Source organism: Bradyrhizobium sp. F1.4.3, from assembly GCF_040548375.1.
Lineage (GTDB): Bacteria > Pseudomonadota > Alphaproteobacteria > Rhizobiales > Xanthobacteraceae > Bradyrhizobium.
Genome location: NZ_JBEPRN010000001.1, coordinates 114,416 through 135,221, shown reverse-complemented (window position 1 = coordinate 135,221; position 20,806 = coordinate 114,416). Strand labels below are relative to the sequence as shown.

Annotated in this window: 20 protein-coding genes; 9 read left to right on the top strand and 11 right to left on the bottom strand. The window is 65.0% G+C overall.

The genetic code is table 11. The features are described from left to right. Positions 1-58: 58 nt before the first annotated feature. Entirely contained in the window at positions 59-865 is an 807-nt protein-coding gene (locus ABIB73_RS00780; RefSeq protein WP_354220470.1) for an enoyl-CoA hydratase/isomerase family protein, read from the bottom strand. A 122-nt stretch (positions 866-987) separates the two neighbouring features. Between ABIB73_RS00780 and nthA the strand changes: the two genes are divergently transcribed. Genes nthA through ABIB73_RS00765 form a run of 3 tightly spaced genes read left to right on the top strand, consistent with a single transcriptional unit; the run spans position 988 to position 2,653 of the window. Next, complete coding sequence (gene nthA / locus ABIB73_RS00775; protein WP_354220468.1) at positions 988-1,623, top strand: nitrile hydratase subunit alpha; 636 nt, start codon at positions 988-990, stop codon at positions 1,621-1,623. Next, complete coding sequence (gene nthB / locus ABIB73_RS00770) at positions 1,620-2,279, top strand: nitrile hydratase subunit beta (protein ID WP_354220466.1); 660 nt, start codon at positions 1,620-1,622, stop codon at positions 2,277-2,279. The genes nthA and nthB overlap by 4 nt, the downstream gene beginning before the upstream one ends. Next, on the top strand, positions 2,279-2,653 hold the full coding sequence (locus ABIB73_RS00765; protein WP_502918379.1) for a nitrile hydratase accessory protein: 375 nt from the start codon (positions 2,279-2,281) through the stop codon (positions 2,651-2,653). The genes nthB and ABIB73_RS00765 overlap by 1 nt, the downstream gene beginning before the upstream one ends. A gap of 193 nt (positions 2,654-2,846) precedes the next feature. Here the strand turns inward: ABIB73_RS00765 and queC are convergent, their stop codons facing one another. After that, the gene (queC, locus tag ABIB73_RS00760; RefSeq protein ID WP_354220462.1) at positions 2,847-3,560 is read right to left on the bottom strand and encodes a 7-cyano-7-deazaguanine synthase QueC; all 714 of its coding nucleotides are present in this window, start codon (positions 3,558-3,560) and stop codon (positions 2,847-2,849) included. A 125-nt stretch (positions 3,561-3,685) separates the two neighbouring features. On the opposite strand from queC, the gene mazG reads away from it, so the two are divergent. Further along, entirely contained in the window at positions 3,686-4,543 is an 858-nt protein-coding gene (gene mazG / locus ABIB73_RS00755; RefSeq protein ID WP_354220460.1) for a nucleoside triphosphate pyrophosphohydrolase, read from the top strand. Positions 4,544-4,845: 302 nt separating this feature from the next. Here the strand turns inward: mazG and hflX are convergent, their stop codons facing one another. The 4 genes from hflX to ABIB73_RS00735 form a co-directional block, all read right to left on the bottom strand. Continuing rightward, positions 4,846-6,228 (bottom strand): GTPase HflX, encoded by a 1,383-nt coding sequence (gene hflX / locus ABIB73_RS00750; RefSeq protein ID WP_354220458.1) that lies wholly within the window; start codon positions 6,226-6,228, stop codon positions 4,846-4,848. A gap of 11 nt (positions 6,229-6,239) precedes the next feature. Continuing rightward, positions 6,240-6,488 carry an RNA chaperone Hfq gene (gene hfq, locus ABIB73_RS00745; RefSeq protein WP_007591126.1) on the bottom strand — a complete coding sequence of 83 codons (249 nt, stop codon included), beginning with the start codon at positions 6,486-6,488 and terminating at the stop codon, positions 6,240-6,242. 239 nt (positions 6,489-6,727) lie between these two features. After that, positions 6,728-8,098 carry a nitrogen assimilation response regulator NtrX gene (gene ntrX / locus ABIB73_RS00740; RefSeq protein ID WP_354220456.1) on the bottom strand — a complete coding sequence of 457 codons (1,371 nt, stop codon included), beginning with the start codon at positions 8,096-8,098 and terminating at the stop codon, positions 6,728-6,730. Positions 8,099-8,115: 17 nt separating this feature from the next. Beyond that, entirely contained in the window at positions 8,116-10,527 is a 2,412-nt protein-coding gene (locus ABIB73_RS00735) for a sensor histidine kinase (protein ID WP_354220454.1), read from the bottom strand. A 209-nt stretch (positions 10,528-10,736) separates the two neighbouring features. Between ABIB73_RS00735 and ABIB73_RS00730 the strand changes: the two genes are divergently transcribed. Beyond that, on the top strand, positions 10,737-10,883 hold the full coding sequence (locus ABIB73_RS00730; RefSeq protein WP_354220453.1) for a hypothetical protein: 147 nt from the start codon (positions 10,737-10,739) through the stop codon (positions 10,881-10,883). 154 nt (positions 10,884-11,037) lie between these two features. Here ABIB73_RS00730 and ntrC read toward each other — a convergent pair whose 3' ends face one another. Genes ntrC through dusB form a run of 3 tightly spaced genes read right to left on the bottom strand, consistent with a single transcriptional unit; the run spans position 11,038 to position 14,663 of the window. Then, the gene (gene ntrC / locus ABIB73_RS00725) at positions 11,038-12,480 is read right to left on the bottom strand and encodes a nitrogen regulation protein NR(I) (RefSeq protein WP_354220451.1); all 1,443 of its coding nucleotides are present in this window, start codon (positions 12,478-12,480) and stop codon (positions 11,038-11,040) included. A 9-nt stretch (positions 12,481-12,489) separates the two neighbouring features. After that, complete coding sequence (locus ABIB73_RS00720; RefSeq protein ID WP_354220449.1) at positions 12,490-13,665, bottom strand: two-component system sensor histidine kinase NtrB; 1,176 nt, start codon at positions 13,663-13,665, stop codon at positions 12,490-12,492. Beyond that, positions 13,662-14,663: a tRNA dihydrouridine synthase DusB gene (dusB, locus tag ABIB73_RS00715; protein WP_354220447.1), complete on the bottom strand. Its 1,002-nt coding sequence runs from the start codon at positions 14,661-14,663 to the stop codon at positions 13,662-13,664. Before dusB ends, ABIB73_RS00720 begins: the two co-directional genes overlap by 4 nt. 281 nt (positions 14,664-14,944) lie before the next feature. On the opposite strand from dusB, the gene ABIB73_RS00710 reads away from it, so the two are divergent. Beyond that, a complete protein-coding gene (locus ABIB73_RS00710) occupies positions 14,945-16,141 on the top strand; it encodes a bifunctional 2-C-methyl-D-erythritol 4-phosphate cytidylyltransferase/2-C-methyl-D-erythritol 2,4-cyclodiphosphate synthase (RefSeq protein ID WP_354220445.1) in 1,197 nt (398 codons plus the stop codon). 3 nt (positions 16,142-16,144) lie between these two features. Then, on the top strand, positions 16,145-16,756 hold the full coding sequence (locus ABIB73_RS00705; protein ID WP_354220443.1) for a CinA family protein: 612 nt from the start codon (positions 16,145-16,147) through the stop codon (positions 16,754-16,756). Between the two features lie 6 nt (positions 16,757-16,762). Here ABIB73_RS00705 and ABIB73_RS00700 read toward each other — a convergent pair whose 3' ends face one another. After that, positions 16,763-17,542 (bottom strand): mechanosensitive ion channel family protein, encoded by a 780-nt coding sequence (locus tag ABIB73_RS00700; protein WP_354220441.1) that lies wholly within the window; start codon positions 17,540-17,542, stop codon positions 16,763-16,765. Between the two features lie 139 nt (positions 17,543-17,681). Then, the gene (locus ABIB73_RS00695) at positions 17,682-17,861 is read right to left on the bottom strand and encodes a hypothetical protein (protein WP_354220439.1); all 180 of its coding nucleotides are present in this window, start codon (positions 17,859-17,861) and stop codon (positions 17,682-17,684) included. Positions 17,862-18,844: 983 nt separating this feature from the next. Between ABIB73_RS00695 and ABIB73_RS00690 the strand changes: the two genes are divergently transcribed. Together ABIB73_RS00690 and ABIB73_RS00685 are read left to right on the top strand one after the other, a co-directional pair. Beyond that, entirely contained in the window at positions 18,845-19,552 is a 708-nt protein-coding gene (locus ABIB73_RS00690; protein ID WP_354220437.1) for a c-type cytochrome, read from the top strand. An 11-nt stretch (positions 19,553-19,563) separates the two neighbouring features. Beyond that, positions 19,564-20,802 (top strand): cytochrome c, encoded by a 1,239-nt coding sequence (locus ABIB73_RS00685; protein ID WP_354220435.1) that lies wholly within the window; start codon positions 19,564-19,566, stop codon positions 20,800-20,802. Positions 20,803-20,806 lie beyond the last annotated feature (4 nt).

Sequence of the window (20,806 nt, the reverse complement as noted above, 5' to 3'; positions counted from 1 at the left end):
TATCCCCGCGCGGCGTATACGGACTGTCCGCGGCGCGATCAATGGCCCGACGTGACCTCTATCGTCCCCTGAAGCGCGGCTTGCGGCGGCCCAGGAACGCCTCGACGCCCTCCTTGTGGTCCTCGGTGAGGCTCGCCAGCGCGAACTGGTCGAGATCCATGTGGCTCGCGAGATCATCCAGCGCATGCGCGAGCCGGTTGACCGTAAGTTTGGTCATGGCGACCGAAAGCGGCGGCTGCGCGGCGACTTTCCACGCGAGATCCATCGCCGCGTCGAACGCCTTGCCGGGATCGACGACCTGTTCCACCAGGCCCCACTCGTAGGCTTCATCTGCGGAGATGCGCTGGTCGGCCAAAATCACCGCCTGCTTGGTGCGGGCCGGGCCGATCAGATGCAGCATGCGCGGGATGCTCTGCCAGCTCATGTTCATGCCGAGCCCGATCTCGGGCACGCGCAGATGCGCATCGCTGCCCATGACGCGGAAGTCGAGCGCGACCGCAAGCGCCACGCCACCGCCAACGCAAAAGCCTTCAATGGCCGCGATCGTGATCTGCTCCATCTCCTGCCAGGCATGGGTCAGGCGCGGCCCGAGCTTGAGATGCCGCCGCAGCGTGCCGAGGTCCATGTCCTTGCGCGAGCGGCCTTCGGCGTCCTTCAGGTCGAAGCCGGCGCTGAACGTATTGGCGCCGCCGGTCAACACCACGACGGAGGTCGTCGCGTCATCCTCAAAGCTGCGCGCCGCTGCGGTGAGCTGGCGCAACGCCTCCGGCGACAATGCGTTGATGCCGTCATTGCGGTCGAACCGCACGATCGCGATCCGTCCCTCGGGGCCGTGGCCCTTCTCGATCTTGACGAATTCTTTCATCAGGCCCTCCCGAAGCTGATTTTCGCCGATGCTAGCGCACAAACAGCGTCACGAATACGTGGCTGGATTGCGCTGCAACGAACCCTCGACAGGCGGGGAAAATTTCGCCTATCCTTCCCTTCATGAGCCACGATCACGACCACCATCATCACCACGACCACGATCATTCGGAATTGTCGGAGACCGAACTGCGCGTGCGCGCGCTCGAGACGATTTTGACCGAAAAGGGCTATGTCGAGCCGGCCGCGCTCGATGCGATCATCCAAGCCTACGAGACCAAGATCGGCCCGCACAACGGCGCGCGCGTCGTCGCCAAGGCCTGGATCGATCCGGCGTTCAAGACAGCGCTGCTGGAGGATGGCTCCAAGGCGATCGGCACGCTCGGCCATGTCAACCGCGTTGGCGACCATCTCGTCGTGGTCGAGAATACGCCGCAGCGGCACAACATGGTCGTGTGCACGTTGTGCTCCTGCTACCCTTGGGAGATGCTGGGCTTGCCACCGGTCTGGTACAAGGCCTCGCCCTACCGCTCGCGCGCGGTGAAGGATCCGCGCGGTGTGCTCGCCGATTTCGACGTCACGCTGCCGAAGGACATGGAAATCCGGGTGTGGGATTCCACCGCCGAGACGCGCTTCCTGGTGCTGCCGATGCGTCCCGAAGGCACGGACGGCTGGAGCGAGGAACAGCTCGCCGCGCTCGTCACGCGCGATTCCATGATCGGCACCGGCTTTCCCAGGAAGCCCGGAGCACCATCATGAACGGCGTGCACGACATGGGCGGCATGGACGGCTTCGGCAAGGTCGAGCCCGAGCCGAATGAGCCGATGTTCCACGCCGACTGGGAAGCGCGCGTGCTGGCGATGGTGCGCGCGATGGGCGCCGCCGGCGCCTACAACATCGACACCTCGCGCTTCTACCGCGAGACACTGCCGCCGCATGTCTATCTCTCGAGCTCCTACTACAAGAAATGGTTCCTCGGGCTCGAGGAGATGCTGATCGAGAAAGGCTACCTCGCCCGAGAGGAGGTCGCCGCCGGCCACGCGATGCAACCCGCGAAGGCGCTCAAGCACGGCAAGTTCGACCTCGCCAATGTCGAGCGCATCATGGTGCGCGGCAAGTTCGGCCGCCCTGCCCCGGCGCCTGCAAAGTTCAAGATTGGCGACCGCGTACGCGCCAAAAACATTCACCCGTCGACGCACACGCGGCTGCCGCGCTATGTGCGCGGCCATGTCGGTGTGGTCGAACTCAACCACGGCTGTCACGTGTTTCCGGATTCGGCGGCGATGGAGCTCGGCGAAAATCCGCAATGGCTCTACACGGTCGTGTTCGAAGGCCGCGATCTCTGGGGTGCGGACGGCGATCCGACCTTGAAAGTCTCGATCGACGCGTTCGAGCCCTATCTGGACCCGGTGTGATGAGCGGCGATGCCGCCGCCGCGACGGCGGCCATACCAAGCATTCCGCGCGATGACGACGGCCCGGTGTTCCGCGCGCCCTGGGAGGCGCAAGCGTTCGCGATGGCGCTGACGCTGCATGACCGCGGCGTGTTCACCTGGCCGGAGTGGGCCGCAGCCTTGGCCTCCGAGATCAAGCGCGCGCAAGCTGCGGGTGATCCTGATACGGGCGAGACCTATTACCTGCATTGGCTCGCGACGCTGGAAGGACTGGTCGCGCGCAAGGGCGTCGCGTCCACCGAGACCCTGCACCGGTACCGCGACGCCTGGGATCACGCTGCGGATCGTACCCCGCATGGCAAGCCGATCGAGCTGAGGCCGGAGGATTTCGGCTAGCTAGCTCGTGCCACACCCGTCATTGCGAGGAGCTCGTGTCCCGGACAAGCTGCAACGCGTAAGCGTTGCGGCGCAGAGCCGGGACCCAGTGGCAACATGGTAGGTGATGGAAGGATGGGCCCCGGCTCTGCAGCGCTCCGCTGAAGAAGTGCTGCGCTGCGTCCGGGGCACGAGAGAGGACTGCGGCGTGGCGTCAACCCGCCGCCACATACTCCCGCCACCCCTTCGCCCGCAGGCTGCACGCTGGGCACTCTCCGCATCCATAGCCCCAATCATGCTGTGCACCGCGTTCGCCGAGATAACAGGTGTGCGATTGCTCGCGGATGAGGTCGACCAATCCGTCGCCGCCGAGGTCATGGGCAAGCTTCCAGGTCGCAGCCTTGTCGATCCACATCAGGGGCGCATGCAGCTCGAATTTGCGGGCCATGCCGAGCGAGAGCGCGGCCTGCATCGCGCGGATGGTGTTGTCGCGGCAGTCGGGATAGCCGGAATAGTCGGTCTCGCACATGCCGCCGACGATGTGCGTGATGCCGCGGCGGTAGGCCAGCGCAGCGGCAAAGGTCAAAAACACCAGATTGCGGCCGGGCACGAAGGTGTTGGGCAGGCCGTCGGCGCCCATCGCGATCGCGACATCGCGCGTGAGCGCCGTGTCCGAGATCGCAGCCAAGGTCGGGATCGACAGCGTGTGGCTCTCGCCGAGCTTGCTCGCCCAATCCGGACGCAATCCCTTGAGGCCGTCGAACAACCGATCGCGGCAAGCAAGCTCAACGGCGTGGCGCTGGCCGTAGTCGAACCCCAGCGTCTCCACGTGCGCGAAGCGGCTCAAGGCCCAGGCGAGGCAGGTGGTGGAATCCTGGCCACCGGAAAACAGCACCAGTGCGGTTTCAGTTGAAAATGCGTTACTCATGGCCGCGCTTTAGCACCGCGCGCCCGGCCCGCCAATCGGTGGAAATCGGCCTGTTCCGCCGGCTTGTGCTGGGAACGGCGGGCCGCTTTTGGCATAAGGCTGAGGACCCAGGAGAACGGCCCGCAATGACCCCTTCCCGCGATATTTCCCGCCTGATCGAGATCATGGCGGCGCTGCGCACGCCGGTGACAGGCTGCCCCTGGGACCTCGAGCAGAATTTTGCGACGATCGCGCCCTACACGATCGAGGAGGCCCATGAGGTGGTCGACGCCATCGATCGCGGCGATCTCGATGATCTGCGCGAGGAGCTCGGCGACCTCCTGTTGCAGGTGGTGTTCCACGCCCAGATGGCCCAGGAGCAGAACGCCTTTGCCTTCGGCGACGTCGTCGAGGCCATCACCCGCAAGATGATCCGGCGCCACCCCCATGTCTTCGCCGACAAGGAGGGCAACCTCGCCTCCTCCCATGTCAAGGAGGTCTGGGACCGCATCAAGGCCGAGGAGAAAGCCGAGCGCGCCGCGCGCCGGCCGCCGGAAGAGACCTCGCACAAATCCCTGCTATCAGGCGTGAAGGCCGGCCAGCCAGCGCTGACGCGCGCCATGGAGCTCCAGCGCAAGGCCTCCACCGTCGGCTTCGACTGGAACGACCCACGCGCGGTGCTGAACAAGATCCGCGAGGAAGCCGACGAGATCGAGGCCGCGCTGGACCGCAACGACAGCGAGGGCCTGGCAGAGGAGACCGGCGACCTGATGTTCGCGCTGGTCAACCTCGCCCGCCATGTCAACGCAGATCCGGAAACCGCGCTACGTGCGACCAACGCGAAGTTCGAGCGGCGGTTTGCGTTCATCGAGCGGGCGCTGGAGGCGCAGGGACGCACGCTGGAGCAGGCGTCGCTCGCGGAAATGGACGCGCTTTGGAATGCCGCGAAGGGCGACGAGCGGAAGCTTCCTGCCGTCGAGAGAGGCAATCAAGCTCGCCGCTGACTCCGCTGTCGTCCCGGCGAAGGCCGGGACCCATTACCCCGACTGTACATTGTTGAAGCAGGCTGGAGCCACCAGCGTGCCAATTCCAACCGCTTGTGGTTATGGGTCCCGGATCTGCGCTTACGCTTGTCCGGGACGACAGTTTTGCTTGAGGTCGCAGTTGGCTCAACGCACTGGCTGTCTTCCCGGCGAAGGCCGGGACCCATAACCACAGGAAGTAGTTTGGTGCACGGTACTGATCGCATCGTGCCTACGAGAGACCATGCGGTATGGGTCCCGGCCTTCGCCGGGACGACAGTGGCTTAAGCCGACAGACGCGGCACGGCGTCGAACCGGTTCACCACAATATCGCGCTTGGTCTCATCCACCCGCACGGTCATGTCGAAGCGGCCGTCGTGCAGCTCTTTCGCCAGCACCTCGGCATTGCGATGCAGCCAGCTGATGCCAGCGCCATCGGCGGCGTCGATGGAGAGATCGAGCGTGGTGCGGGTCGCAGCCAACCGTTCCTCGATCGCGGCGAGCAGTGCATCAATCCCCTCGCCTGACACGGCCGAGACCAGCATCGCCGGATGATCCTCAGGCCTGCGCGCGGCGATGTTCAGCAGCTCCTCGCGTTGTTCGGCGTCGTAACGGTCGATCTTGTTCCAGACTTCGATGATGCGGCCTGAGTCATCCGGGTTGATGCCGAGCTGGCGCAGTACCGCGTCGACGTCGCCCTGCTGCGCCTCGGCGTCCTCGTGCGAGATGTCGCGCACATGCAGGATGACGTCGGCCTCCAGCACTTCCTCCAGCGTGGCGCGGAAGGCGGCCACGAGCTGGGTCGGCAGGTTCGAGATGAAGCCGACGGTGTCTGACAGCATCGCCTTGCCGCCATGCGGCAGACTGAGCGCGCGCAAGGTCGGATCCAGCGTTGCAAACAGCATGTCAGCGGCCTGCACGTCGGCGCGCGTCAAACGGTTGAACAGCGTCGACTTGCCGGCATTGGTGTAGCCGACCAGCGCGACGACGCGGTAAGGCACGCGCTGGCGGCCGGCACGGTGCAGGCGCCGCGTCGCCTGCACCTTCTTCAGCTCGCCCTCGAGTTTCGAGATGCGCTCCTGGATCAGGCGGCGATCCGCTTCGATCTGCGTCTCGCCGGGACCGCCCATGAATCCAAAGCCGCCGCGCTGGCGCTCGAGATGGGTCCAGGAACGCACTAGGCGCGAACGCTGGTAGTTGAGATGCGCAAGCTCGACCTGGAGCGAGCCTTCCTTGGTCTTGGCACGACGGCCGAAGATTTCCAGGATCAGGCCGGTGCGGTCGAGCACCTTGGCGTGCAACTCCTTCTCGAGATTGCGCTGCTGGATCGGCGCCAGCGCGCAATCCATCACCACGAGTTCGGCATCGAGGCTCTTGGCCAGCCCGGCGATCTCCTCGACCTTGCCCTTGCCGATATAGGTCGCGGGCCGGATCTGGCTGATCGGCGCGATGATCGCGTCCGCAATGACGAGATCGATCGCGCGCGCGAGGCCCGTGGCTTCGTCGAGCCGGGCCTCGGCGTCACGCAAGACATGGCTTTCCGATTGCGCGTCGGCAGTGCCTGCGCGCACCCGCAAGTAGGGGCCGATGACAAGCACCCGCCCTGTTTGCTTAGCCCCTGCCGGCCGCGGACGGTCGGCATCCCCGTCGAAATTCCGGGGTTCCAATCAGATCACTCTCAAGCCGGCTGATCCTCGCCACCTTCGAACAACTGGATCGGAGCGCCCGGCATGATGGTCGAGATCGCGTGCTTGTAGACGAGCTGCGAGTGACCGTCGCGCCGAAGCAGCAAACAGAAATTGTCGAACCAGGTCACGATGCCCTGGAGCTTCACTCCGTTGACCAGAAAGATCGTCAGTGGCGTCTTGGTTTTGCGAACGTGATTAAGGAAGGTGTCCTGCAGGTTTTGTGCGCGGTCTGCCGCCATTGTTTTTTTCTCGCTTTGAGTTTCTTTTTATTGCGCCGGTTGCGGCCCTCTTTTGAGAATTTTGGGGCCTCTTCCGGTTGCCGTCCCTCATGAGATCCCCCTCGGAGGGACAGCGGTACGATTAGAGGACAGGTCGGGTTATTAGGCAAGCCGCTTCACGCGGCAGAGCCCGCCCTATTGCCCCGAAAAACTACGGAAATCGATGATTTTCCTCGCCTAATCTGGACATACCGGCGGCATCAACCGACGCCGAGCGCCTTCAACTTGCGATGCAGCGCCGAGCGTTCCATGCCGACAAACTCCGCGGTACGCGAGATATTGCCGGAAAACCGGCTGATCTGCGCAATCAGATAGTCGCGTTCGAACACTTCCCGCGCCTCACGCAGCGGCAGGCCCATGATGTGCTCGCCATTGTTGCTGGTCGGCATCGCCGGCACCATCGAGCCGACATCCTGCGGCAGCATATCGGCGGTGATGATGACCTCCGGCCCGCCGGCGGCAAGAATCATGACTCTCTCAACGTTGTTGCGGAGCTGGCGCACATTGCCAGGCCAGACATGCGATTGCAGCACCGCCATCGCGTCCTGGCCGATCTGCCGCCTGGGCAGGCCGCTTCCGGCCGAAATCTGCTCCATGAAATAGTCGATCAGCTCGGGGATGTCCTCGCGGCGCTCCGACAGCGCGGGCACGCGGATCGGCACCACCGAGAGGCGATGATAGAGGTCCTCCCGGAAATGGCCGGCCGCGATCTCTTCCTCCAGATTGCGGGCGGTCGACGAGATGATGCGCACGTCGACCTGCACCTTGCCCGTGCCCCCGACGCGCTGGAATGACTGCTCGACCAGCACGCGCAAGATCTTGTTCTGGGTCTCGCGCGGCATGTCCGCGATCTCGTCGATGAACAGCGTGCCGCCATGGGCTTCCTCGAGCGCGCCCGGCTTGCGCGCGTGCTCGCCGTTGGACTGCTCGATGCCGAACATCTCGTGCTCCATGCGCTCCGGCGTGATCGCGGCGGCATTGATCACGACGAAGGGGCCGTCGGCGCGGCCCGAGGCCGTATGCAGCGTGCGCGCAGTCAATTCCTTGCCGGCGCCGGCGGGGCCGACGATCAGGATTCGGCTGTTGGCTTTCGCCGCGCGGTCGATGGTCTGGCGCAGCTGGTTCATGCTGGGCGAGCGGCCGACGAGCGAGCTTGCGCTCGGCGCGAGCTGCTTCAGCTCTTTGACCTCGCGCTTGAGCCGCGAGTTCTCCAGCGCGCGGGTGGCGACCAGGATCAGGCGGTCGGCCTTGAACGGCTTCTCGATGAAGTCATAGGCGCCGCGCTTGATTGCGGCGACCGCGGTCTCGATGTTGCCGTGACCGGAGATCATCACGATCGGCAAATCGGCGTTGTCCTTCTTGACCTGCTCCAGCAGCTGCAAGCCGTCGAGCTTGGAGCCCTGGAGCCAGATGTCGAGGAACACCAGATGCGGCCTGCGGTTGGCGATCTCGGTCAGCGCCGTGTCGCTGTCGCGGGCGGTCCGGGTGACGAACCCCTCGTCTTCGAGAATCCCCGCAACGAGATCCCGAATATCGGCCTCATCATCGACAATCAGAATTTCACTTGCCATGGGTCGCGCCTGTCTTGTCAGATGCCTGTTGAGGCTTCGATCTTCGTTGAATCATTGGTCTTTTCAGCCGGCTCTTTGGTTTCGGCGGCCGGCGCTTTTGTTTCCGGGTCTTTGACGGTTTCCGGGACGGCTTCCTTCGCCACGTCCGCTACCGCTTCCTTGGCGGCCGGTGCGGGTTCGGTCCCCTCGCTTTTCGCGGGGGTGCCGGAGATCGCAAAGCGCATCCGCATCCAGGCGCCGCGCTGGCCTTCCCGGAAGTCGGAGGCGTCCTTCAATTCGATGCGCCCGCCATGGTCTTCCAGCACGCGGCCGACGATCGCAAGCCCAAGGCCGGTGCCTTTGGCGCGTGTCGTCACATAGGGCTCGAGCAAGCGCGAGCGCGCGACCTTGGGCAGGCCGATACCGTTGTCGATGACGTCGATCAGCACATCGTCGCCGTCGCGCGAGACCACGACGTCGATGCGGCCCTTTCCGCCGTCCTGGCCGAACTCCTCCGGCGGGACCTGCTCAATCGCCTCGGTGGCGTTCTTGACGATGTTGGTGACCGCCTGCGAGATCAAGCGCCGGTCGAACTGGGCGCGCAGCGGATCTTCCTTGAACTCGGCCTCGATATCGATCTCGGGATGGGCGACCTTCATCAGGAACACCGCCTGCCGCACGGTGTCGGCGACGTCCTCGCCTTCCATCACCGGCTTGGGCATCCGCGCGAACCGCGAGAATTCGTCGACCATGCGCCGGATATCGTCGACCTGGCGCACGATGGTGTCGGTGCACTGCTCGAAAATCTGCTTGTCCTTGGCCTCGGTGATGGCCTTGCCGAACTTGCGGCGGATGCGCTCGGCCGAGAGCTGGATCGGCGTCAGCGGGTTCTTGATCTCGTGGGCGATGCGGCGTGCCACGTCGCCCCAGGCCGAAGTGCGCTGCGCCGAAACCAGCTCGGTGATGTCGTCGAGCGTGATGATGTAACTGTCATGCGGCTGGCTGGTTTTCTCGGCGCTGACGCGGACCGAGAGGTTGCGCTCCTGTCCGTCGCGCGTGATCGTGATCTGGCCCTGCACCAGGCGTTGGGTCCCCTCCCGCGCCGTCTTCATCATCTCGTCGAGCTCGGGCAGCACGTCGGAGAGCGGATGGCCGAGCGTTTCGGACTCGGCATGCCCGATCAGTTTTTCGGCGGAGCGGTTGAGGATCCCGACGCTGCCCGACGTGTCGACGCCGATGATGCCGGCGCTCGCCGAGGACAGCACCGCCTCGATGAAGCGACGGCGGCTGTCAATGAGGTCGCTGGCGTTGACGAGCTCGTCGCGTTGGCTGCGCAATTCCTGCGTCATCTTGTTGAAGGTCTCGCCGAGCTGCGCGAGGTCGCCTTCCGACTGATGCACCGGCACCTTGACGTGGAGGTCGCCGGTCGAGACCGTATGGGCCGCGTTCATCAGCCGCCGGATCGGCGCCACCAGCGAGTTGGCGAAGTTCAAGCCGATCAGCACCGAGGCCATCAGGATGGTCAGTGCGATCACCGCGAACATCAGCGCAAACGCGACCTGGATGCCGAGCCGGCGCGACTCGATCTGGGCGTATTCGGCGACGCTGACCTCGGTCTGCTTGAGCTGATTGACGACATTCGGATCGAGCGGCCGCGCGACATAGAGGAAGGTGTCGCTGAAGGCGCGCAAGCGGATCACCGCGGCGACGAAGCTCGCATCCGGCAGTACGGCGATCTCGGGCTCGGACTCGTTGACGTTGCTGAGAAAGTCCGGCGCCGGCGGCGAATAGGCCAGCCGCATGCCGGTGTCGGCGGACTCCAGGATGTTGGTGTTCTTGTCGATGATCATCGCGCCCGGCAGATTGCGGGAGCCGGCGCTGGACGTCAGCAATTCGCGGAACGAGCGGCGATCCTGGTCGTAGAGCGGCCTTGCATGCGCGATGTCGTTGGCCATGCCGATGATATCGCCGCGGATCAGCTGCGCATGGTCCTGCATATAGGCCCGTGCGATCGTCAACGAATTCTGGATCACCTCCTTGGTCGGCCCGGAGAACAGCCGGTCGAGGCCGCGCTCGAGGGTGACGTTGGCGACGACCGCAACCAGCACCGCGGGCAGCACGGCCACGATCGAAAACAGGCTCACGATCTGGACGTGGAGGCGCGCCGCGGCCCGGCCGCGCCGGCGGGCCAGGATCAACTGCCAGAGCTCGCGAATGATGATCCCGACCAGCAGCAGGATCGTGCCCGCATTGATCAGATAGAACGAGCGGACAAGCTCCGCCGTCGGCTCGATGTTCGTCAGTCCTGTCAGGACTACGAAGGTCAAGAGGGCCGACAGCAGCGCCAGCGCCACGGCAAACGGCGCCAGCCAGCGCCGCAGCGACCAGCGCCGGGGCTCTTCGGCTGGGGCCGTGTCGAAGGATGCGGCCGAGGTGTCTGCGCTGGTCATTCTGGCAATGGGTGCTGAAAACGGGTCCGCGGCGGCGGCGGATACTGATGTATTCGTACCACATTGTTGCCGAATTGCGACAATTCCGCGGCGCCTGTACCGCGGCGGAGGGGCGCATCCACAGGGCCGCCCACTGGGCCGTCAGGGAGGCCCTCGAACCCTACGCACATCGTCGGGAACGGATTCCTGCCATTCCGGCTTGACCCGGCATGGACAGGTTCTTTCTCGCAATGATGGTTTCGGCCATTCTGCTGCTGATCGTGGCCGAGGACTTCTTGGTCAACGGCCCCGGCATTCAGCAGCCGTCAGCGCAGGTCGCCAACATCTTACCGGCATCAGGCCGCCTGGTCAGATAAGCGCCCCGCGGTCCGATGACCGATTTGAACGTCGCAACGGAACATTTCGGGCTGATCGGGACTTTGGCTCACCGCGTCAGCCACAAAGGCCAGCGCAATCCGGACAGGCTCAGCTCCGCTTTGGTAGGAGGAGCTGAGCCACCGTGCCGAAAACTCAGCCCCCGCTCCGATACACCTGGATATCGAGATCCCGGATCTTCTTCCGCAGCGTGTTGCGGTTGAGGCCGAGCAGGTCTGCGGCGCGGATCTGGTTGCCGCGGGTGGCCGCAAGCGCGGCCGTGAGCAGCGGCACCTCGATTTCCTTGAGGATGCGGTGATAGAGGCCGGGCGGCGGCACGCCGTTCGGAAAACCCTGGAAGTGCGAGGACAGATACGCCTCCACCGCGCCGCCGAGATTGTCGACGCCCTGCTGGACCGCGGCACCCGGGCTGACCGATGGCGGCGCGAGTTCGCCGTCGATGACGGAGGCCGTGATCACGTCCTGCGGATAAAGCGCCGCGAGACGCCGCGCGAGGTTTTCGAGCTCGCGCACGTTGCCTGGCCAGCGATGCTGCTTCAGCCGCTCCAGCGCCAGCGAGTCGAGCTTCTTCGGCGGCAGGCCATCCTTCTCGGCGAGCGCGAAGAAGTGACGGATGAGATCCGGCAGGTCCTCGATGCGTTCGCGCAATGGCGGCAGCCGCAGCGGTACGACGTTGAGGCGGAAGAACAGATCCTCGCGGAACAGGCCCTGCTGGATCAGCACGCGCAGGTCCTTGTTGGAGGCCGCGACGATCCGCACGTCGGTCTTGATCGGGGTGCGGCCGCCGACGGTGGTGTATTCGCCCTGCTGGAGCACGCGCAGCAGGCGGGTCTGCGCCTCCATCGGCATGTCGCCGATTTCGTCGAGGAACAGCGTGCCGCCCTCGGCCTGCTCGAACCGGCCGGAGGCGCGGGTGTTGGCGCCGGTGAAGGCGCCGCGCTCATGGCCGAACAGCTCGGATTCGATCAGGTCGCGCGGGATCGCCGCCATGTTGACCGCGACGAACGGGCCGTTGCGGCGCTTGCCGTAATCGTGCAACGCGCGCGCCACCAGCTCCTTGCCGGTGCCGGACTCGCCCGTGATCATCACGGTGAGGTCGGTCTGCATCAGCCGCGCGAGCACGCGGTAGATTTCCTGCATCGCCGGCGAGCGGCCGACCAGCGGGATTGACTCCATTTCGGCGTCGTCGTCCGGCGTCGAGACGCGCTCCTTCGGCTCGGCGAGCGCGCGGCCGACGATAGCGATCAGCTCCTTCAGGTCGAAGGGCTTTGGCAGATATTCGTACGCCCCGCGCTCGGAGGCGCGGATCGCCGTCATGAAGGTGTTTTGCGCGCTCATGACGATGACCGGCAAATTCGGCCGCATCTTCTTGATCCGCGGCAGCAGGTCGAAGGCGTTTTCGTCCGGCATCACCACGTCGGTGATGACCAGATCGCCCTCCCCCTGGCTGACCCAGCGCCACAGCGTCGCGGCATTGCCGGTGAGCCTGACTTCGTATCCGGCCCGGGACAGAGCCTGATTGAGAACCGTGCGGATGGCGGTGTCGTCATCAGCTACGAGAATGCTACCTGCGGGCATTGTTGATCCTCATTTTGCCCCCTGTGATGCAGACGACGACTTCCCGGCAGAGCCGTCGCGACTGCTGTGATCGGCATGTTTGGCCGATGTCGAGTACATCGGCATCAGCACGCGGAAGGTGGTCTTGCGCGGCTGAGACTCGCATTCGATGATGCCCCCGTGATCCCCGATGATCTTTGCGACCAGCGCCAGGCCCAGACCTGAGCCGGTCTGCTTGGTGGTGACGAAGGGATCGAACAGGTTGGGCAGAAGATCGTCGGGCACGCCTGGTCCATTGTCCTTGACGCAGAACTCGAGCGGCAGGGATACCCGGGATTTTTGACCGGGGACTGACAGGCGCACGCCGGGGCGGAACGCGGTGGTGAGCTGGATCTCGGCGTCGGAGACGTCGATCAGGGCTTCGGCGGCGTTCTTCACCAGATTGAGGAACACCTGGATCAGCTGATCCTGGTTCGCGAGCACCGGCGGCAGCGACGGATCGTAGTCCTCGATGAAGCGGATGTTGCGGGCAAAGCCCGACTGCGCCAGCCGCTTCACGTGATCGAGCACAGAATGGATGTTGACTGGGCCGCGCACCACGGGCCGTTCGTCGCCGAACACCTCCATGCGGTCGACCAGCGTCACGATGCGGTCGGCCTCGTCGCAGATCAGCCGCGTCAGCATGCGGTCCTCGGACGAGGCCTGCTGCTCCAGCAGTTGCGCCGCGCCACGGATGCCCGAGAGCGGGTTCTTGATCTCATGAGCGAGCATTGCTGCTAGCGCTATCACCGAGCGCGCGGCGCTGCGATGCGTGAGCTGACGATCCATCTTGTCGGCGATGGTGCGCTCCTGGAGCATCACCACGATATGGCCCGGCCGCTCGGTGAGCGGGGCGACATGGAGATCGACCTGGCGGTCGCCACCCATGCGTGGCGTGCCGAGATCGACCTTGTATTCGTTGACCGGCGAGTTCGAAGAGCGCACCTGGTCGATCAGCGCCAGCAAGGGGCTTCCGAACGGCACCAGCTCCTTCAGCGACTGCCGCTTAAGGAATTGCGTCGAGATTTCGAAAAAGGCTTCGGTGGCGATGTTGGCACCGACGATCTTGCCGTCCGGCCCGATCAGGAGCACGGGATTGGGAAGTGCGTCCAGGATCGCATCGCTGTCGGACAAAACTGGCCGACGATGTTCAGCAGCTGAGCTCATGCAGCAGCGCTCCATGCGAAGTCGTCGAAGGCATCTTGCAGTGATCGGTGGACGAGGCGCGGATCTTCAGAGGTAAGAATCTTCTGGCGCCACGCTTTCAGCGTCTCGGCCGGCGCGCAGCTCGCTTGCGCCGCGACGTCGAGCGCCCAGCCCAGATGCTTGCGCGCATGCCTGAGGCCGATGCGCAGGCCGTACAGCGCGCAGACGCCCTCGTAGAGCGTGCGAACATAATGGAGTTGCGTCTCGAGCGAGGGCACAGCTTCCGCCGCCCCGCCCTTCAGGCGGCGACCGATCTGGCCCGGTAGCCAGGGTTGGCCCTGCGCGCCGCGGCCGATCATCACGGCGTCGGCGCCGGAGGCCTCGAGCGCCGCGAGGGCCTTTTCATAGGACGTGATGTCGCCATTGACGACGAGCGGAATGGAGATGGCCTCGCGCACCGCGCGGATCGCGTCCCAATCGGCGTCGCCCTTGTAGAACTGGCAGCGGGTGCGGCCATGCACGGTGACGAGCTTGATGCCGGCGGCCTCCGCGCGCCGCGCCAATTCCGGCGCGTTGCGGGTGCGGTCATCCCAGCCGAGCCGCATCTTCAGCGTCACCGGCACTTTCACGGCGGCAATGGTCGCCTCGATCAGGCCGACGGCGTGGTCGAGGTCGCGCATCAAGGCCGAGCCGGACTGGCCGCCGGTGACGTGGCGGGCCGGACAACCCATGTTGATGTCGATGATATCGGCGCCTTCCGCTTCCGCGATCCGGGCGCCTTCCGCCATCCAGTGCGCCTCGCAGCCGGCCAACTGGACCACATGCGGACCGATTCCGGTGGCTTCGCAGCGCAACCGCGACATCGCGTGGCCATTGACGAGATCGTCGCTCGCGGTCATTTCGGACACGACCAGACCGGCCCCGAGCTCGGCGGAAAGCCGCCGGACCGGCGAGTCAGTCACCCCCGACATCGGTGCCAGGAGAACCGGGGTCGCGACATCAATATCGCCAATTTTCAAAGGCTTAGAGCCTGATCTTGCCGGGCCGGTCACAGTGGTCTCATTGACTAGGCAGCGCCTCATCGCGTCTGCCATGACCTATCTTGCGCACAATTCTTGTGCAGTCAAGCGTCATGCCTACAGTTTAGACAGTTCTGCAAATCTTTCAAGTGCAGTGCAGCAAATTGCTGTTTCCGACAATCCGGGGAAACCCCCTTTTTTTGCGGGCCTGCCGTGCTAGAGGCATGCCGGCAATCACACCACCTCCCGACTCTCCATCAGCAACTGAGTATTTGAGTCCTATGGCGAAATCACAGCGCACCGCAGTCGTCCTCGTCGCGGCCGGACGTGGTCTGCGTGCGGGGGCCGGGGGGCCGAAGCAATATCGCTCGATCGGCGGGCAGCCTGTGATCTTCCGCGCCATGGAAGCCTTCAGCCGCCACCCCGACGTGTTCATGGTGCAGCCGGTGGTCAACCCCGACGACAGCGCCATGTTCACGGCAGCGGTCGCAGGCTTGAGCCATGAGCCGCCGGCCCATGGCGGCGCGACACGGCAGGCCTCGGTGCTTGCAGGCCTCGAAGCACTCGCCAGGCACAAGCCGGACATCGTCCTCATTCACGACGCGGCGCGGCCATTTGTCTCGCCGGGCCTGATCTCCCGCGCGATCGAGGCGGCAAACCGCACCGGCGCGGCGATCCCCGCCGTCCCCGTCACCGACACCATCAAGCTCACCGGCGCGGACGGCAACGTCGAGGACACGCCGGACCGGGCGCAGTTGCGAATCGCGCAGACACCGCAATCCTTTCGTTTCGACGTCATCCTCGAGGCGCATCGTCGCGCGGCAAAGGACGGACGCAGCGATTTCACCGATGATGCCGCAATCGCCGAATGGGCGGGATTGACGGTTGCGACCTTTGAAGGCGATGTTGCCAACATGAAGCTCACCACTCCCGAAGATTTCGTACGCGAGGAAGCGCGCCTGGCCAGCCTGCTCGGCGATATCAGGACCGGCACGGGCTATGACGTGCACGCCTTTGGCGAAGGCGACCACGTCATGATCTGCGGCGTGCGCGTGCCGCACAGCAAGGGCTTCCTGGCGCATTCCGACGGCGATGTCGGCCTGCATGCGCTGGTCGACGCCATCCTCGGCGCGCTCGCCGACGGCGACATCGGCTCGCACTTCCCGCCGAGCGATGCCAAGTGGAAAGGCGCCCCTTCCGACCAGTTTCTGAAATACGCCGTCGAGCGTGTCACCGCGCGCGGCGGCCGCGTCGCCAATCTCGAGGTAACGATGATCTGCGAGCGGCCGAAGATCGGCCCGCTGCGCGACACCATGCGCGCGCGCATCGCCGAGATCTCCGGGGTCGACATCTCCCGCGTCGCGGTGAAGGCGACGACCAGCGAGCGGCTCGGCTTCACCGGCCGCGAGGAAGGCATCGCGGCCACCGCGAGCGCCACCATCCGTCTTCCGTTTAACGAGAAGACTTGGAGCGTGTAGGCCATGGCCGGCAGCGACGCACGCGCCCTCTCCCGCTCGCTGCTCGACCTGTGCCGGATGCGCAAGCTGACGATCGCGACCGCTGAGTCCTGCACCGGCGGCCTCGTCGCCGGCGCCTTGACCGACATCCCCGGCTCGTCCGACGTGATCGACCGCGGCTTCGTCACCTATTCCAATGATGCCAAGCGGGCGATGCTCGGCGTCGAAGCCAGTACGCTGACGAATTTCGGCGCGGTCAGCAAGGAGACCGCAACTGCGATGGCGATCGGTGCGCTGGAACGCGCCGGCGTCGATCTCGCCGTTGCCATCACCGGCATTGCCGGCCCGGGCGGGGCCACGCCCGGCAAACCGGTCGGCCTCGTCCATTTCGCCGCCGCCGCGCGCGACGGCCGCATCATCCACCGCGAGCAGCGCTTTGGCGCGATCGGCCGGAGCACGGTGCGCGCCCGCTCGGTGGTCGAGGCGCTGCGCATGTTGATGGATCTCGCCCGCGGGCCACAGGCCCAGGTCAAGCCGCGCCGCGCCGCCGCCGCAACGCGCCTGCGCCCACGCGTCACCCGCTCGCCGCGGCGGCATGCGGCAAAGCGACGGCCGCCGCGGTCACCACGGGGCTGAAGCGTCTCATGCCGCGGCGAGCAGTGCACTCGCATGGTCGAGCACGCGCTGCTTGACCGCATCGGCATCGGACGGCTTCACCTTCGCGCTGACCGTCAACTCCACGACGGGCGCTGCCGGATCGGCGGCATCGATGACCTTCGACACATTGACCGTCGGTGCGGCCCCCTCGTCGATACGCGGATCCTCGCGCAGCTCCTTCAGGATCCGGTCGGCCAGGACATTGGCCGTACCGGCCCTGACAGGAAACGTCACCTTGATCTCGCCCGTACCGGGATACGCGCTGTGGTTGATGATCGCAGCACCCCAGACCTGCCCGTTCGGCAGCAGGATCTGCGTGTTGTCTGGCGCGACCAACTCGGTCATGAACAGCGAGAGCGATTTGACCTTTCCGGCCTTGCCGCCCACCTCGACGTCGTCACCGATGTGAAAGGGCCGGAACAACAGCAGCATCACGCCTGCAGCGAGATTGGAGAGGGTGCCCTGCAAGGCGAGACCAATGGCGAGTGATGTCGCGCCCAGCACGGCAACGAGGCTCGCGGTCTGGATGCCGAAGAGCTGAAGCACGGCGATGCCGACGATCGCCAGCACGCCGTAGCGTGTGACGCTGGCGACGAACAAGGTGACGAGCGGATCGACGCCGTGGGCGACGTTGAGTACGCGCGTGACGAAACGCTGCATCGCGCCGGACAGATACCAGCCGACAGCGAGCAGCAGGATGGCGTAGAGTACGTTCAGCCCGTACAGAACGAGCGAAGCTTTCAACGTGTCGAAATTGATGGCCATGGCAGCTCCAACCGGAACAATCGGTTGAGAACTCGCTGTCATGGAAAACGATCCGTTCCCAGACCCTAATCATCGTCAAACGCATGCCGCTGGATCGCATAGGTGGGAGCGACTTCCAAACCGGCACGAATCCCCGAGATCACTGCGTTGTTCGCTCAATCCGATGCAGGACGGGAAGCTTGTGCTCGATCGCTTTCGCAAGCACGGTCCCTGTGGTCCGGCCGAGTTCCTTCGCGACGGTCGTGATCGGCTTGGTACCTGCGAGTGTCTTCAGCCGCCTGAGGTCTTCTTCGCTCCACGATTGCTTCCATCGTGCCATGTCCCTTGGTCCCGCTACACGAGCCCCACGCCCGAGTCGGATGGTAGTTGAACAACTCTTGAAACACAGCTGTTCCAGGTGCACCGTTTACGACAAGGGGTGTTCCGTCAGCACTGGGCGCTTTGGCACAAACTGCACTTGTCATCCCCGGCGCGCGAAGTTTGAATCACGAGTCGCGCTCTAAACTTGCGACGCACTCGGCAGCCACAATCGCTTGCGTTACCCGACGGGCAAAACACCCAAAAGACAGGTCAATCCGCACCCGCGAAAATATTCCACTTTACCGAAATCCGGATTTACCGTAGATCGTCACCAACTCATCCCGGTCAGAGGGGCGTATCGCGATCGTCACGACATGCGGGGTGAGCTGTGGTGGACGCTGGGCCACGTCGGCGCGAAGGGCTTCGCAGGGCGGGCAACCGTGAGCGAGGGGTGTCGCGCACACGACCGGTGCGGTCCGCGTACGGCAAAACCGTGTCGTCCTGGCGCCCGGAGTCTGTGCGCCAAGTCTTGCGGTGATGGGTGTGCCCGACCGGGTGCGCACATCAGCTATCTGCAAGGCGACGGGGGCAATAGTGCATCGCTCCCCGGGGAGAGCTCGGCATAAGCCGTCAAACCACTGCGCAGGGAAGGCCGGGTTGTTTCCGGCTTCGCCTGTATGCCGCTGTGCCAATTTTGTAGCGCAACTTTCGCACAGTGGACCGCGGGTGCCAGCCGGCACCCGGTCTTCCCTGCGCCCTCTGACGTTGGAGGGCGACACAACGAAGCAGAGCTCGGGCGTGACACGTCGCGAGACCGCAGCGTTATGTTTGCTTTTCAAATTGCACGCAAATTTGTCGAAATCGATCATGATGTGCGACGCAGCGGCGCGACTAAACGTCATTGTATCCTTCCGAACTTGCGCGCGACTATATTGGCGCAATAATGCGGCTCTACGTTGTGGTCAGGAATCGACCTGGTCCAGCCCTTTGGAGGGCGACGCTGTGTTCGCTCGTACCGCGGCTTCACTCGCTGCCATCGCCACCTTCGCCGCCTTTGATGGTGCGGCCGCCCAGACTGCGAACCAGCCGCCGGATACGATGGCGGCGCGGGTCGAGGCCTGCACGCCCTGTCATGGCAACAAGGGCGAAGGCACCAGCGACGTCTATTTCCCACGTCTTGCCGGCAAGCCGGCCGGTTACCTCTACAATCAGCTCCTCGCCTTCCGCAGCGGCCGGCGTAAATACCCGCCAATGAATTATCTGCTGGAATTTCTGCCTGATCCGTATCTGGAAGCGATGGCGGAATATTTTGCCAGCGAGCATCCCCCGCTGCCGCAGCCGGCGCCGAGCGAGGTCAGCAAGGACGTGCTGGCGCAGGGCGAGGCGCTCGCCACCAGTGGCGACGCCGACCGCGGCATTCCGGCCTGCGTGAGCTGCCACGGCCCGGGGCTTACGGGCATGCAGCCCGGCATTCCCGGACTGCTCGGCTTGCGCGCCGCTTACGTCAGCGCGCAGCTCGGCGCCTGGCGCTATGGCACCCGCACCGCGAAGTCGCCTGACTGCATGCAGCTCGTCGCCGGCCATTTGACCGAGGCCGACGTTACGGCGGTCGCGGCGTGGCTCGCGACGCGCCCTGCGCCTGCGAACCCGGCTCCCGTACCGAAGGGCACCTACGCGCTGCCGTTCGGGTGCGGCAGCGAGCCCAACTGACGAGGCGGATGATGGGCTCGAAATTGACGATCACGCTCATGGCCCTCGCCGCGCTGACCACGGCCGCCCAGGCGCAGGACAAGAGCAGCGATGTCATCGCGCGCGGCGAATATCTCGCCCGCGCCGGTGATTGCACCGCCTGCCACACCGCGTCGGAAGGCCGCCTGTTCGCCGGCGGACGCGCCATGCCGACGCCGTTCGGCACGATCTACACCTCCAACATCACGCCAGATCCAGAGACCGGCATCGGCAAATGGAGCGCGGACGACTTTTACAGGACCATGCACAACGGCCGTTTCCCGGACGGCGGGCTGATCTACCCGGCGATGCCGTTCGCGTCCTACACCAAGGTGACGCGCGCCGACAGCGATGCGATCTTCGCCTATCTCCGCTCGATCGCGCCGGCGAACCAGAAGAACAAGCCGCACGAGCTGCGCTTCCCCTATGACAACCGTCAGCTCATCCTCGGCTGGCGCACGCTGTACTTCCGCGAGGGCGAGTTCAAGCCCGATACGACCAAGTCGGCCGAATGGAATCGCGGCGCCTATCTGGTCGAGGGTCTCGGCCATTGCGGCATGTGCCATTCGCCGATCAACGCGCTCGGCGGCACCTCGCAATCGGATGCCTTCAAGGGCGGCCTGATCCCGATGCAGAACTGGTATGCGCCTTCGCTGACGTCCAACCGCGAGGCCGGTCTCGGCGACTGGGGCATCAAGGACATCACCGATTTGCTCCAGAGCGGCGTCTCCATGCGCGGCGTCGTCTACGGCCCGATGGCCGAGGTCGTTCACAACAGTCTGCAATATCTCAACGACGAGGACACCAGGGCGATGGCGGTGTACCTCAAGGGCATCGCGGAGCCCTCACCCCCACCGGCGCCGAGCTCGGCGCTGCCAACCACCGAGAGCAGCCTGCTGATCAGCCTCGGCAGGACCGTCTATGACAAGAACTGCGCGAGCTGCCATGGCACGCAAGGTGAAGGCAAGCCGCCGCATTGGCCGCCGCTTGCCAACAACCAGTCGATCGAGATGCAGTCGGCGGTCAATCCGATCCGCATGGTGCTCAATGGCGGCTATCCGCCGGGGACCAAGGGCAATCCGATGCCCTACGGCATGCCGCCGTTCGCGGGACTTCTCTCCGACAACGAGGTCGCCGCCGTCGTCTCCTACATCCGCACCGCCTGGGGCAATCGCGGCACGCCGGTCTCGGCGCGCGAGGCCAACGAGCTGCGCTCCGCGCCGCTAAATTGAGGGC

Bases quoted from the DNA above. Each gene is read 5' to 3' on its own strand.
- ABIB73_RS00780 (WP_354220470.1), bottom strand. From the start codon at position 865: ATGAAAGAATTCGTCAAGATCGAGAAGGGCCACGGCCCCGAGGGACGG.
- nthA (WP_354220468.1), top strand. From the start codon at position 988: ATGAGCCACGATCACGACCACCATCATCACCACGACCACGATCATTCG.
- nthB (WP_354220466.1), top strand. From the start codon at position 1,620: ATGAACGGCGTGCACGACATGGGCGGCATGGACGGCTTCGGCAAGGTC.
- ABIB73_RS00765 (WP_502918379.1), top strand. From the start codon at position 2,279: ATGAGCGGCGATGCCGCCGCCGCGACGGCGGCCATACCAAGCATTCCG.
- queC (WP_354220462.1), bottom strand. From the start codon at position 3,560: ATGAGTAACGCATTTTCAACTGAAACCGCACTGGTGCTGTTTTCCGGT.
- mazG (WP_354220460.1), top strand. From the start codon at position 3,686: ATGACCCCTTCCCGCGATATTTCCCGCCTGATCGAGATCATGGCGGCG.
- hfq (WP_007591126.1), bottom strand. From the start codon at position 6,488: ATGGCGGCAGACCGCGCACAAAACCTGCAGGACACCTTCCTTAATCAC.
- ntrX (WP_354220456.1), bottom strand. From the start codon at position 8,098: ATGGCAAGTGAAATTCTGATTGTCGATGATGAGGCCGATATTCGGGAT.
- ABIB73_RS00735 (WP_354220454.1), bottom strand. From the start codon at position 10,527: ATGACCAGCGCAGACACCTCGGCCGCATCCTTCGACACGGCCCCAGCC.
- ABIB73_RS00730 (WP_354220453.1), top strand. From the start codon at position 10,737: ATGGACAGGTTCTTTCTCGCAATGATGGTTTCGGCCATTCTGCTGCTG.
- ntrC (WP_354220451.1), bottom strand. From the start codon at position 12,480: ATGCCCGCAGGTAGCATTCTCGTAGCTGATGACGACACCGCCATCCGC.
- ABIB73_RS00720 (WP_354220449.1), bottom strand. From the start codon at position 13,665: ATGAGCTCAGCTGCTGAACATCGTCGGCCAGTTTTGTCCGACAGCGAT.
- ABIB73_RS00710 (WP_354220445.1), top strand. From the start codon at position 14,945: ATGGCGAAATCACAGCGCACCGCAGTCGTCCTCGTCGCGGCCGGACGT.
- ABIB73_RS00705 (WP_354220443.1), top strand. From the start codon at position 16,145: ATGGCCGGCAGCGACGCACGCGCCCTCTCCCGCTCGCTGCTCGACCTG.
- ABIB73_RS00700 (WP_354220441.1), bottom strand. From the start codon at position 17,542: ATGGCCATCAATTTCGACACGTTGAAAGCTTCGCTCGTTCTGTACGGG.
- ABIB73_RS00695 (WP_354220439.1), bottom strand. From the start codon at position 17,861: ATGGCACGATGGAAGCAATCGTGGAGCGAAGAAGACCTCAGGCGGCTG.
- ABIB73_RS00685 (WP_354220435.1), top strand. From the start codon at position 19,564: ATGGGCTCGAAATTGACGATCACGCTCATGGCCCTCGCCGCGCTGACC.